We start from the raw sequence: 12,684 nt of genomic DNA on the forward strand, positions 1-12,684 counted from the left end.
CCTGCGCTGCTCGATCGGCCGTGCTCTACTAGGCGCCGAAGCCCCAGGTGACCCGAGACGCCTGGGGCTTTCCCCTTCGCAACAGGTGGCCCGCGCAGGCCGGAATGCTCGCGTCGGCCGGGCTCGACTCGAGGCCGTTAGAACGAGAACAGGTCCCCGTCCTGCTCCGAGGACGGGGACCTGTCTCCTGTGGTCGCTGAGTGACTACTGACCGCTCACTGGGTCAGCACCTGGGCCTCACCGATTCGGGTAGGAAGCGCGGCGGTGGTCAGGTCGAACTCGATGGTTCCGGACTGCCCGCCGCCGGTCCACTCGACGACCCAGTGGCTCGTGGCGGTGACCTGGTAGGACCCATCGGGCTGGTCCGTCGACATCTTCTCGTAGCGGTGCCCACACGTCGGCGAGTCCTGCTTGCCGTAGTGGTCGGCGTACGGGGTGCCCTCGCCTGTGCAGGTCACCGTGGTCCCGTCGCCCATGTCCCAGACGATGTTGGAGACGCTGGCGGTGGCACTGACCGACACCGACCCCTCGCTGGCCGATGCAGTGATCGGGCCGAAGGTGTCGTCCGTCGGGCTGTCGACCCACATCCACACCGGCAGCCCGACAAGGCCAACCCGGTTCGGACCCGATTCGGGGACGATGCCGATCTGGATGGGATCCAGGTCCATCGAGGCGATCGCGCGCTGAGCGAGGACCACGGGGTCGATGGTGACTTCCCCGTTCTGGATCCAGACGGGATCCCACGAGGACCCAGGAGGCGGCCAATAGCAGATGTGCCACGCACCGTCCTGGTTCGTCTGACCGGGCGGCGGCTGAGCGCCCTCGCCACCCGGGTCCCAGACATCGCCGACCCAGCATTGGTGGCTGCTGCTCCACACCGAACCGCCTGGGCCAGTGCACGGGATCTCGGTGCCGGACGAGGTCGAGCACGTCGACGAGCCTCCGTCGCCTCCGTCATTTCCTCCGTCGTCGCCGTCGTCCTCGTCCTCGCAGTGGACTTCTCCCGTAACTGGGTCCGCCACGCAGTCGGCGCTCGCTGCTGAGGCGGTGACCATCACGATTACGAGCGACCCCGCCAAGGCCACGATGAAGGCCAATAGTTTCCTCAGCATGGCTGGTCCCACAGGAGGTCGGAGTCAGAGACCTTCCACGCACCCTTGTCCTTGACCAGGGTGTACTCGACCGGCGCAGGGTTCCGTAGCGGGTCGCCGTTGGGGTTGGTGAAATCTGGCTGACGGACAGCCCCGTCGTTCTTCCATGTCACGTTCGAGCGGTCCTCGCAATCGATGATCAGGATCGAGGCCCCGCGGTTCCGTGGATCCGCGAGTGTGTGCCCGTACTGACCGGTGACCGTGACGTTCTCATTCATCATGCTGGCGACGACGTGCTGCAGCTGGAGGAACTCGTCCCCCGTGGCGACGGGATTGAGGGTCTTGAAGTTGATGTCGCGCTTTCGGTACGCCAGGTCGCGCACGTCGAGGTAGTTCGTCAGCTGGTCCGCCGCCTTCTCCTCCGGTGTCTTCGGAGTCGGCGTGCTGGTGGGTGTCGGCGAGGGGGACTGGCTCGGGGTGTCCTGGACCTTGGGCTCGTTGTCGTCGCCGCCGCAGCCCGTGAGAATCAGGGCGAGGGCGAGGGCCACTCCCCCGAGTGCGGAGTGGTGCTTCCTCATGTGGTGTCTCCTCCTGTGGTGGGCGACGCCATTACTGACCGTTGGCTGACGTCGTTGGCAATGTGCTCGAGGTGTTCTTCGGCTGCGTCGACGAGCTCGGCCAGCGAGCCGTTGTCGGTGGGGTCGATACCGAAATTCTTGTCGGCGTTGTAGAGCGTGCGGACGGTGTCGCGCACGAACACGGCCCGCGCGACGCGGCGGGCGTCGAGGTCGGGGCGGTCGCCGCCGGCCGCGACGTATCGGCCGGTGAGTTCCTGGTCGAACGTTGTCATGTGCTGGTGCTCCCTTCCCGAGTCAGCTCGCGAGCCAGCCGTGTGTACGGATGATGGTCTTCGTGCGCTCGGACAATTCCATGGGTGCGTCGCCGTCGTCGGACCGGTTGCAGATCTCTTCGCGCAGGATCCGGTCGGCCTCGAGCTGGTCGCCCTCGGCCTTCATGACGTGGGCAAGGCACAGTCGGGTGCTCTCGCCGTCGGGGTCTGCGCGGTTGGCGACGTAGGCGGCGGAGCGGGCCTTGATCAGGTCGCCGGCCGCGAGCGCCTCGGTGACGACAATGAGGGCGACGTCGGCGATCCACCCGCCCGCCATGAGGTCGACGCGGTCAGGCTCGTTGGCGAGCCATGCCCATCCTTCCTCGCGCAGCTGGCTGAACGGCTGGGCCTCCCCGACGAGCTCGAGCGCAGTGCAGAGGTCGGCGACACCCTCGGCGCCGCCTCGACTCTGCCCGCGCTTGCGGAGGCGGATGAAGAGGTCAAGGTCGACGAGCAGGCCGTCGTCGACCTGGTAGACGTTGACCCCGGTGAGCTTGGCGGCCGGTGCCTTGTCCGCGTAGGGCAGGTGGTCCTCGCCGGTGCGGGAGTTAGGACCGAGCCAGTCGCGGACGATGTTGGTGTAGTCGCGCACCTTGCCGTCGGAGATGGAGAAGGCCTCGCGGATCTGCTCGCGGGTGGCGCCGTGCTTGCGGCGCAGGGCGAGGAACGCCAGGAGCTCGGTGAAGTAGGGCTTGCGCTTGGCGAGTGCCTTGCCGTGAGTGCGTGCGGTGACCGGGCCGAGCAGGGTGAGCCGCGGGCGGTCGCAGTGGGGCGAGAACCAGTCGGCGATGTCCTGGTCGAGGGTGGGGTCCTTCTCCTCGACCTCGGCGCGGACGTGGGCGGGCACCTTCGGCGCCAGGGCCTCGAGGTCCTCCTGCACGATCGCGCTCTCGCGGATGTACTCCTCGTCCTCGCCCTCGAGCAGTGAGGACAGCGGCTCGTCGACGGCTCCCTCGGGGGTGTTGCGGGGCAGGGTGAACTCGCGACGCAGAGCTCCGGAGGAGTCGGTGTAGGCCTCCCAGCCTTCGGTGGCGGTCTCGTCCACGGGAGTGTCGACGTACTCCGGGGTCTCGCTCTGGGCGTAGACCAGAGCGCAGCCACTGGCCTCGTCGCTGGTGAGGCCGACGGCGACGAGGTTGAGGCCGACGTGCTCGAGGACGACGCGACCGGTGTTGGTCATGTGCAACACCGCGCCGGGCGTGTTCGGCCGTTCGCCGGCGACGACGATGGAGGTCGCGGACTGTCCGACGTGATCGTTGACCAGCTGCAGCAGCTGCTCGAGGTCGTCGGGGTCTCCGGCTGCGGCATCGAGGAGCAGCATCCTGGCGGGCCAGGTGTCGTCGTCGACGCTGCCGGTGCGGGCCGTGGACACATCGGTGTCGTGTCGCTTCGCTCGGTCGACCGTGGTCACCGCGGCGGCGAGGATCTCCGCGGTCGCGGGCGTCCCGGCCGCACCGGTCGGGTAGTAGGTGATCCGCTCGTCCATGGCGACGGTCTCTTCGGCTACGCCGATGCAGTCGACCTGGACGCGGCGCGACCACGGGTTGACGGCCAGCTGAGCAGCGAGGTGGCGGGCGAAGTCGCGGCCGTAGGTGGGGTCTCCGCTGATTGTCAGCGTGGAGAGCTCCTCGCAGTTCAGCAGCCACGTCTCGCCGGTGTCGCTCATGCCGATGGTGGCCAGCAGCGGGTAGGGCGGCTCGACGTTGCCGGTGTCGGGACCGAGGTCCTCCACCGCGATGTCCGTGCTGACGTTCCAGTGGGTCTGGTCGGGGCTGCCCACCCAGGGACCCGGGACGGCGGCCGGGGCGCTCAGGTGCATCGTCAGCTTGCCCTTCGCGAGCTCGACGGCCGCCAGCGGCGGCATCGTGGTGCCCTGGGCTCCGACCGCGGCCGCGAGGCGCCGCAGGGCCTCGTCGGCGAACTCCACGGTGGCGGCCGCGGCGGCACCGGTCGCGTTCAGCGTCATCTCCACCGGCGCCAGCTCGGGTGGCGGGGCGGCGATCGCTCGACCCGGCGGCCGGTTCCGGTAGGCCGAGCGCCGACGGGACCGCAGCGCCATCAGCAGTGCCCCGGACAGCAGCACGCCCCCGCCGGTGAGACCGGCGAGGACCCAGGGCGCCTCGAGGATCGAGTCGTCGGCTTCGTCGACCTGGTCGACGTCGGCGGCCGGCGCCGTCGGCTCCTCGACCTGCGGGACCTCGGGTGCGGCGGTCTCCGGCGCCTCGGTCTCGGGGAGCGGCGGCGTCTCCTCGGTCGGCGGGTCGATCGGCTGCTGCTCGGTCTTGGGCTCGGCGGGGATCTCGGGCTTGTCCTCGCGAGGCTGCGGCTGGTGCTGCCGGTCGTCGTGACCGGCAGGTGTCTGGGCTCCGGGGATGTTGAGCTTCCAGCCGACGTCGATCACGTCGGGGTCGGCGAGGTGGGCGCCGCCGGGCTGGGTGATGCCGGTGGAGGCCTTGTAGATCTCCGGCCACCGGTCGGCGTCGCCGAGCTCGTCGTGGGCGATGTCGCTGAGTGTGTCGTTGGGTTGCACGGTGTAGGCGTGCGCCGGCGTTCCGCTGTCCGGGGCTGGCAGCCTGAGCACCCAGCCGGGCTCGAGGAAGCTGGGTCGGGAGCCGAGGAGGTTTCGGTTGAGCTCGGCGATCTCCTTGTAGCGCGCGCCGTCACCGAAGTGGTCCTCAGCGATCGACCACAGGCTCTCCCCCGGCTTGACCGAGTGATCGACCGTCGCGCGCTCCTGCTTCGCCTCGACGTTCACGCCGTGCTGGGCGGACGTCTGGTCGAGGGTCCCGGCCTGGACATGTCCCACCGTCGCCGGCGCGGACGCGGCGGCCGGACCGGCGTTGGCGGCCTGTGCGGCGATCGGCGCTGCGATGAACAGCAGGGCAGCGAGTCCGATCAGTCCGTGGGCCGCGGCCTGCGGGCGGCCAAGACCCGGCAGCTTGGGCGCCTCGGCCCTGCGGAGCCGGGCGATGGTCTCCACCACCAGGCTGAGGGTCATGAAGGCCCACGCGGCCCAGCCGATCACCTTGAACAGGCCCAGGATCAGGGTGCCGTCGTCGGGTGCGAGGAGTGCGTCCTTGACGCTCTCCCAGCTCGGCGCCTGGTCGGGGATCGGGTTGGCTCCGATCGCGAGAAAGAGGGCCGGCAGGCCGATGATGATGCCGAGGACGGCGACCGTGGCGAGGAGCCCGGTCAGCCGCTGGCGCAGGGTGGGCGTAGTCATCGTTCGGTGCCTCCTTGGGCGCGGATGAGCCGTGCAGACGCCTCCCCGGTGACCCTCATCGAGTCCAGCCCGATGATCCCGAGGAACTTGCTGTCGTAGGTGTCGGTGGTGCGCACGATCAGGGTGTCGCCGTTGACGACGGTGACGCTGCCCTCCACGCCGGCGGCGTTGAGGTAGCCCTGCGCGGCGGACTTGGCGGCGTTGATGTCGACGCGGAGCTCCTCGCCGCGGATGGCGGTCGAGCCCTGGACCTCTTGGGCGCCGGTGCGGGCGGCCTGGGCCGCGGCACTGCGTGCCTGCTGCTGGGCGTGCACCTTGCCGCCGACGTCGACGGTCATCCCGACCAGGATGATCATCACCAGTGACGCGGTGGCGAACCAGACGCTGATGGCGCCGCGTTCGTCGCGCTGTCGTCGGACCGGGTGCCTCATCATCGGCGCTCCCGGTAGGCGTCGACGGGGCTGCTCGCGGTTGCGGTGATCGTGCGGGTGCCGGGTACGCCGGGGATGCTCAGGTCCGACAGGTTGACCGTGCAGGTCACCGTGACGTTCACCTGTGCGGTGTTCCCGATCGGCGCGTTGAACGCCGCAGCGTTGACCGTGATGTTTGTGCTGGTGCAGTTCACGTCCTGGTCGTGCAGGCTGCTTGCGGCCGAGGACCTCCCTGCGGCGATCGCCTCGCTCTGGGTTCGCTCGATCGAGGCTGCCCGTGCTGCCTCGTAAGCGGCTGCTTCCACGGACTGCTTGGCGATCTCGACGCGGCCGCCGAGGATGATCATCGCCACGAACAGCCCGAAGGCCGGGACGCCGATCGCGGCCTCGATGGCCACCGATCCGCGCTCGTCCCGGCTGCGGTTGAAGGCGCGCACCCAGATGCTCTGCCCAATCATTCGGTGAGCCTCTCGACCGGGACGCTGGCGCTCTGGCGGACGGTCACGTGCCAGCCGGGGATCACGCTCATGGACTTGCCGGTGACGGTGATCGTGGCCGTTGTCGTGGTCCGTGACCCGGAGACGCTCGTCGACGTCATCACGTCGGATCCGCCGGCGTCCTGAAGGAAGCCGTTCGCGGTCGCCACCCCGGACTCGCGGGTGCCGTTCTCGCTGCCCGCCTCGCGTGCGCCCTCCTGCGCGGCCGCGAGCGCTACTTCGCGGGCGTGGTAGTACAGCGCGCCCTGGACACCGAGGAACATCACCAGGAAGAGCGCCGGCATCAGGAAGACCATCTGGATGGCCACTGAGCCACGCTCGTCCCGGCGTCGGCGGCGAGAGCTAGAGAACATGGACGGACCTACTTGATCTTTCCGGCCTCGCTGGTCACGAACGCCCTGATCGCCGCGACGACGATGCCGACGATGAGGATGACCGCGCCGGCCCAGATGACCTGCTCGATCGTGACCGAGCCGCGCTCGTCGCGTCGGTGCTTGACGGTGCGGTCCTCCATGCTGGCGATCACGGCGAGGGCCGTCACCTGGAGGGTGATGAAGAGCTTCAACATCGGGGTGTTCCTTTCTGGGTGGTGGAGTTCGGGGTGTCCCGGGATTGACGTCGGTGTTAGGTCGCGAATCGGAGCATCGACGGGGTGACGAGGATCGCCATGAAGACGATGCCGAGCAGGCTGGCGGGGATGTACATGCGCTCGGAGACGGCGTTGGCCTTCCCGAGTTCGGCGCTGAGCATCGCCGAGCGGAGTGCGGCGGCTCGGGCGCGGAGGTTGTTGTAGATCTGGGCGCCGTCCTGGCCGGACTGCTGCATGATGTCGGCGAGGTCGGCGAGCTCGGGGACGCCGAGGTCATTGGCGAGCCCGTGCAGGGAGTCCCAGGGGGCGCGGGTCATGTAGCGGGCGCGGCGCAGCTCGCTCTCGATCCGTTTGAACACCCAGGTGTCGCCGACCTCGGCCGCGGAGCGCAGCGCCTGCTGGCCGCTGGAGCCGTCGCGAACTCCGGTGGCGACCATGTCGATGTAGGCGCCCAGGGCCCGGCTGAACTCGATGCGGGCCTTCTTGGCGTCGTCAGTGGCGTTGTAGTTGGGCATGAACCAGAACAGTGCGGCGAGCCCGAGCGACCCGAAGGTGGGGATCGCGAACGGGAGCGGGAGCCCGATCAGCGCGAAGAACGCCGCGAACAGCGGCGGCATCGCCAGGCCGAGTAGCGCCCAGACGACCTTCTCGCCGTAGAACCTGGTCTCGCTGATCTGGAGGATGGCCAGGTCCTTGCGGGGCGTGTGTGCCCACGCTCCCCCGGGCAGGCTCTTGATCGCCCACACGCCGATCCGGTCGACGAGCGATCCGGATTCGGTGCTCTCATCGACGTCGAGCGGGCCGGCGCTGCGGCGGGGCAGGACGTGGCCGGGCGCGAGCCGGTCCAGGGCGTCGGTGAGGTCGGGGTCGGACGGGGCCAGGCGCCACACGAGCAGGGCAACGGCGAGCCCGAGGAGGGTGCCGCTGGCGAGCGCGAGCTGGAGGCCGGTCATGCGAGTGCTCCTTCCTTCTCCCCGTGCGCCGCTCGGTGCGCGTTGCGGGCTTGGAGGTCGAGGAAGCGCGGGAGCGGCTTGGCGACCGCCATCCGGCGCATCCACAGCAGCGTGGCCACGTAGGCAGTCAGTAAGACGGCGAGGATGACCTGACCGAGCGGGCTGCCGTACGGCTCGATGTAGTCGCCGGTGAGGGCGAGCATGCCCAGGACGCCGAGGGTGATCACGGTGACCGTGCGCGCGGTGGTGCGCGGCTTGGCCTGGTCCGCTGCGATCTGGCGGCGGGCGCGCACGTCGGCGGCGACGGTCTCGGCGAGGGCGTCCAGCGCCTTGGCCAGGCCGGCCTGCCCGCGCCCGCTGGCGGCGAGGATCAGCTGGCTGGCCACCACGTCGCCGGTGGAGTCGTTGAGGTCCTCGGCGAAGGCGCGCAGCACGTCCTCGGTGGTGGCGGTGTTGTTCCAGAGCCGGGAGACCATCAGGCCGACCTCGCGCTCGATGGGCGCCGGCACCGACTGCAGCGATTTGATGAGAGCCGAGCGCAGCGACTGGCCGGCCGTCAGCTTGCCCGACAGTGACCGGGTCCACTCCTCGAGCGCCTCGAGCTTCTCGACGCTCGCGGCCGCCGGCGGGGGTGAGAGCAGCAGCGGGATGCCGACGATCGCGGCCGGGACGAGCACGATCGCGATCACCCAGCCGGTCAGCAGCGCGACCAGGAGGCCGGCGACAGCGCCGCCGATGACCAGCATCCGGGTGCGCGGGTTGAGTCGGGTGAACCAGCCACCCGCCCGGCCGAAGGGGGTGAGGGTCCGGGCGGGCCGCGGCGGCTTCGGGGGTGCGGGGATCAGCGCGTAGACCATGCCGATCAGGCCGATGACGATGAGCGCCCCGAAGACGGCGGGCAGGAAGGCGGTCATGAGATCGCCACCCCGGGGTTTGCCTGGGATTCGGCCTTGTACGCCTCGAGGTCGAACCCGTGGCGGGCGAGCTCCTGGGCGAGGAAGTTGTCGAGCTTCCCGGTGGCGACGGCCTGGCCAAGCTGAATCGGAGCGAAGATCGGGGTGGTCGCATACCCGCGGGCTGCGTCGATGCTGGGCTGGACGACCAGGACCTCCTCGACCCAGCGCTGCTTGCGGAAGGTGCCGTCGCCGTTGGGGACGACTTCGGAGCGCAGGTACATCACGATGTCGATGGCGGCGGCGAGCTTGCTGATCGCGAGTTCGCGGGTGACCTGGGGGCCCTTCTCCATGGCGCAGGAGACGAGCTTCTCGATGGTGTGCTCGGCGCTGCGGGCGTGGGTGGTGCTGATCGAGCCCGGGCCGGACTCCATGGTCTTGAGCATGTTCCAGACCTCCGGGCCGCGGACCTCGCCGACGATCTGGCGGGCGAGGTTGAACCGGAAGGAGTGGTGGATGGCCTCCTCGAGGCTGAACTCACCGGCCTGGCGGCCGTCGATGCCGACCTCGCCGGATCCGGGCCGGTGCTCCCAGGCGTGGACGATCTTGTGTCGGTCGACCAGCTCGTGCAGGTGCAGCTCGAACTCGGTCTCGAAGGTGCCGATCATCTCCCAGGGTGGGATGCACGAGCACAGGGCGCGGACCCAGGTGGTCTTGCCCGATCCCTGGACGCCGGAGACGACGATGCTCTTGCCGGCGCGGACGCAGGCGGCGAGGAAGTCGGCCAGGACCGCGCCGCACGCCTTGCGGTCGTAGACCATTTCGTCCATCGAGACCTCGCGCATCCCGTGCCGGCGGATGACCACCGAGGTGTAGGCCATCACCCAGGAGCCGGCCGCGAGCCGGGCGCCGCCGGGCAGGCGCAGGTCCAGGTGCGGACGCGCTTCGGTAAAGGGCCGGTTCTGCCGGGAGCCGAGGTCGGCGAGGAACTCGCGCAGCTCGTCCTCGGAGTCGGCGATCGGGGCGGCCTCGACCAGGGTGCCGTCGACGAGCTCCAGCCACACGGCGCATTCGGGGCCGCGGGCGATGACGATGATGTTCTCCACGTCCTCGCGCTCGACCAGCGGCTGCAGTCGTCCGAGACCGAACAGTGCGGCCTTGAGCGCGGCCTTGAGGGCGTTCTCCTGCTGGCGGCTCCACGGCGGACGGCCGGTCGAGACGAGGGTCTCGGCTTCGGACTTGATGAACTCCTCGATGACGTCGAGGCCCATCTGCTCGCGGTCCTCGTCGGTGACCCGGCCGCCTTCCTTGTCCAGCCGGGCGGTCAGCCGGGAGGAGATCTCGGCCCGGTACTGGGCGATGAGCTCCCAGTCCAGCTCGACCTCACCCACGTCTGCGCCATCGTAGTCGGTGGCGGCGATCGCGTATGGCTGGTCGTCGGGGTTGGCGACGAGCGGGCGGAGCGTGAAGTCCGAGCGGGTGCGGCCCGGCAGCTGGTCCTCGCTGGTCCAGGCGCCGGCGAAGATCGGCAGCGACGTCGGGTCGTGGTCCTCGCTGGTCGGCGCCGGTGGGGGTGGCTGCGTGGCCGGCTGGTTGCCGTTAGTGCCGCGGCCGCGGGCGAACGGGGAGCGTGGGCTGCGGTCTGCGTGCCGCGCCGCGAGCCATTCGTCGGCGCGGAGCGGTTCGCGGCCCTGGGCTCCGGGCTGGTGTCCGTTGGTGGTCATGCGCGGCCTCCGATCGGGTGGGCGAGGGCGGCCTGGTTGGTGGTGAGGACGGAGTGGATCAGGGACGCTCCGGTGCGGTAGCTGCGCACCAGGTCGGAGGACTCGAACTTGCGCGGCTTGCGGGCGCCGTGGGAGTAGACCTCGGCGGCCTCGGGATCCCAGTCCACCGATGCCGCGACGGAGATCTGGAGCGCCTTGGCGATGTGCCGCGCCGTGTAGGGACGCACCCGCGGGACGCCCGTGGGCATCGCCGGCCAGCGGCGGTCCTCGTCTACGAGAAGGAGGCCGAGTCGCGAGAGGCCACCGACGGCGGCGAACTGGTCGCGCAGCGACTTGGCCCACGAGCGGGCACCGGCCAGCGCGGGCAGTGAGCTGCGAGTGACCAGCAGGGTCAGGTCGGAGGCAGCGATGAGCGGCTGCGGCCAGCCCGCGAGACCGAGCCGGCCGGCGTCGACGATGACGTCCTGCCCGTTGCGGTCCAGCGCGCGCAGCTGCTCGGCGAGCGGCTCCCACAGAGGCAGCAGGCTCGGGGCCTGCTCGTGGGCGCGGATGCCAGGCAGGAACCAGGGCGCCCGCTCGACCGGGGCCTCGGGGTCCAACAACAGCGTCTCGCGAGGAAGGGCGGCGGCCAGTGTCCCCTCGCGCAGCGCGAGGGCGAGGTTGATCAGCCCGGCGGTGGGCTCCTGGGTGCCGTGGAAGTAGCCGGCGAAGACCGCGGAGGAACCGGTCGGGTCGGCGTCGACCAGGAGCACGGGACTGTGCCAGTTGAGGGTGAGCCCCAGCGCCGTGGTGGAGACGCCGGGCGAACCGCTGGCGGAGGCCAGGACGATCAGCGCCATTGGTCAGCGCTCCCGCGTGTCCAGGACGAGTGCGACCCGTCCGGTCGCGGCGCGGGCTGCCAGGTCGGCGGCGTCGCCCTTGGGGACAGAGACGTCGACTACGGTCTCGCCGGTCTCCTGCACGCGGCTAACGCCAACGACGACTGCCTCGACCGTGACTGGGTCCTCGTTGGTGACCTCGCCCTGGTCGCCGGGCGTGGTGACGATCCGGACGGAGTCACCGGAGTAGAGCGGCTCGGACGGCATCTGCGCCGGGGTGAGGCTGATGCCCACCAGGGACTCCCCCTCCCCCGGCACCAGGCTGTCGGTGACGGCCTCCTCGGTGAGCAGGGTGCCGGCCCACAGGTCGACGGCGGCGCGGCTGCCCTCGAGCTCGGCCTTCTGGCTCCCGGCGACCGGGGTCAGCGCCGGGTCGACGCTCACCCGCACAACCGAGAGGTCACCGGCCTCGATGGTCTCGCCCCGCATGATGTCCTGGCTGACCACGAGGACCTCTTGGGTGTCGTTGACCGATGTGAACGCGAAGGCGGTCCCCAGCGCTCCTGCGGCGACAAGGGCCCCACAGAGTGCGAACACCCATGGTCTGCGGCGCCGCTTGGGCCGTGGTCGCGGACTGTTGTTGAGATTGGGCAGGGGTCGGCTGGTGGGGGCTGCCTCGCCTGACAGGCCTTGAGCGGTGTTCTGCGACATGGATCCCGAGTCCTCTCGTGTCTCGATCACCTACGTGTCAAGACGGGCCCGGAGCGATCAGCGCGAGCCCAACTCGATACTGCCACACTAGTGCATTTCTATCGAGCGTCTCGTTATCCACAGGTGACCGCTTCCGAGATGCCATCGCCCAGTCCTGACCGGAGGGTCGCGCGGCTCAATCCCCCCGATGGGACCGAGCATCAACGCCTCCGAACGATCCGGAGTCCATGGGACCACAAAATCGTCCGGAGCTCCCGGAACGAATTTCTCACCTGTGGATAACGGTCAAACCCGCCTGCACCTACGAGCTCGTTCAGGCCGAGGCAGTCCCGCTGCGCCGGCGTTGCCGTTGCGCCTCATGGAATGCTGCGACAACCACTTCGACGGACTCCCCGAGTGCGCGGGCGAGCGCTTCGAGCGACTGTGGTGCAGGGAGTCGGGTCCAGCGCCCTTGCTCCCAGGCGTAATAGGTCGGCACAGCCACGTTCACCGAGGTGGCGAGTTCGGGAACGGTGAGCCCTGCCTGCAGGCGGAGCGCTCGAAGATCGGGGACACCACCGTCGAGGTGAATTAGCCGCCGCGTGGGGATGTCGAGGGCCTTGGCGAGTCTGACCAGAAAGTCGGGGCGCGGAGTTGACGTGCCCAACTCCCAGCGTGAGATGCGCTCACCCCCGGCCGCCCCCACCAGGCGCGCCAACTCATGCTGAGTCAACCCCGCTTCCTCGCGAGCAGCCCTCAACGCGTTGGGGTCGATTCCGGAGGCCATCACCGACGAACACTAGCGGTACCGATCGTCTGCGGGATCGGTCAGTCTGGGCCGCCCCGGACCGACGACCTGGGACCGCGGAGCCCGTCCGCCTCTCCC

14 protein-coding genes are annotated in these 12,684 nt (G+C 69.8%); all 14 read right to left on the reverse strand.

The window, feature by feature from the left end:
* Positions 1-215: 215 nt before the first annotated feature.
* The 14 genes from L615_RS07405 to L615_RS07470 all read right to left on the reverse strand — a co-directional run bounded on the left by L615_RS07405 (position 216) and on the right by L615_RS07470 (position 12,585).
* Positions 216-1,097, reverse strand: coding sequence for a hypothetical protein (locus tag L615_RS07405; RefSeq protein WP_145724654.1), 882 nt, complete (start codon positions 1,095-1,097; stop codon positions 216-218).
* A gap of 8 nt (positions 1,098-1,105) precedes the next feature.
* On the reverse strand, positions 1,106-1,669 hold the full coding sequence (locus tag L615_RS07410) for a hypothetical protein (protein ID WP_186449772.1): 564 nt from the start codon (positions 1,667-1,669) through the stop codon (positions 1,106-1,108).
* Positions 1,666-1,941 (reverse strand): hypothetical protein, encoded by a 276-nt coding sequence (locus tag L615_RS07415; RefSeq protein ID WP_145724656.1) that lies wholly within the window; start codon positions 1,939-1,941, stop codon positions 1,666-1,668. The genes L615_RS07410 and L615_RS07415 overlap by 4 nt, the downstream gene beginning before the upstream one ends.
* Positions 1,942-1,963: 22 nt before the next feature.
* A complete protein-coding gene (locus L615_RS07420) occupies positions 1,964-5,203 on the reverse strand; it encodes a LysM peptidoglycan-binding domain-containing protein (RefSeq protein WP_145724657.1) in 3,240 nt (1,079 codons plus the stop codon).
* Positions 5,200-5,634 (reverse strand): TadE/TadG family type IV pilus assembly protein, encoded by a 435-nt coding sequence (locus L615_RS07425; protein WP_261376590.1) that lies wholly within the window; start codon positions 5,632-5,634, stop codon positions 5,200-5,202. Before L615_RS07425 ends, L615_RS07420 begins: the two co-directional genes overlap by 4 nt.
* Positions 5,634-6,092: a TadE/TadG family type IV pilus assembly protein gene (locus L615_RS07430; protein ID WP_145724659.1), complete on the reverse strand. Its 459-nt coding sequence runs from the start codon at positions 6,090-6,092 to the stop codon at positions 5,634-5,636. The genes L615_RS07425 and L615_RS07430 overlap by 1 nt, the downstream gene beginning before the upstream one ends.
* Complete coding sequence (locus L615_RS07435; protein WP_261376591.1) at positions 6,089-6,439, reverse strand: TadE family protein; 351 nt, start codon at positions 6,437-6,439, stop codon at positions 6,089-6,091. Before L615_RS07435 ends, L615_RS07430 begins: the two co-directional genes overlap by 4 nt.
* A gap of 53 nt (positions 6,440-6,492) precedes the next feature.
* The gene (locus L615_RS07440; protein ID WP_145724661.1) at positions 6,493-6,699 is read right to left on the reverse strand and encodes a hypothetical protein; all 207 of its coding nucleotides are present in this window, start codon (positions 6,697-6,699) and stop codon (positions 6,493-6,495) included.
* A gap of 56 nt (positions 6,700-6,755) precedes the next feature.
* Complete coding sequence (locus tag L615_RS07445) at positions 6,756-7,673, reverse strand: type II secretion system F family protein (RefSeq protein WP_145724662.1); 918 nt, start codon at positions 7,671-7,673, stop codon at positions 6,756-6,758.
* Positions 7,670-8,587, reverse strand: a complete 918-nt coding sequence (locus tag L615_RS07450; RefSeq protein WP_145724663.1) for a type II secretion system F family protein — start codon at positions 8,585-8,587, stop codon at positions 7,670-7,672. The genes L615_RS07445 and L615_RS07450 overlap by 4 nt, the downstream gene beginning before the upstream one ends.
* Entirely contained in the window at positions 8,584-10,290 is a 1,707-nt protein-coding gene (locus L615_RS07455; RefSeq protein ID WP_145724664.1) for a CpaF family protein, read from the reverse strand. Before L615_RS07455 ends, L615_RS07450 begins: the two co-directional genes overlap by 4 nt.
* Positions 10,287-11,129 carry a hypothetical protein gene (locus L615_RS07460; RefSeq protein WP_145724665.1) on the reverse strand — a complete coding sequence of 281 codons (843 nt, stop codon included), beginning with the start codon at positions 11,127-11,129 and terminating at the stop codon, positions 10,287-10,289. The genes L615_RS07455 and L615_RS07460 overlap by 4 nt, the downstream gene beginning before the upstream one ends.
* A 3-nt stretch (positions 11,130-11,132) precedes the next feature.
* Positions 11,133-11,615, reverse strand: a complete 483-nt coding sequence (locus L615_RS07465) for an SAF domain-containing protein (protein WP_261376592.1) — start codon at positions 11,613-11,615, stop codon at positions 11,133-11,135.
* 517 nt (positions 11,616-12,132) lie between these two features.
* Positions 12,133-12,585 (reverse strand): helix-turn-helix transcriptional regulator, encoded by a 453-nt coding sequence (locus L615_RS07470; RefSeq protein WP_145724667.1) that lies wholly within the window; start codon positions 12,583-12,585, stop codon positions 12,133-12,135.
* Between the last annotated feature and the right edge of the window lie 99 nt (positions 12,586-12,684).

Origin of the sequence: Nocardioides sp. J9 (genome assembly GCF_007829375.1) — a bacterium.
In the GTDB taxonomy this organism is placed as follows: domain Bacteria; phylum Actinomycetota; class Actinomycetes; order Propionibacteriales; family Nocardioidaceae; genus Nocardioides.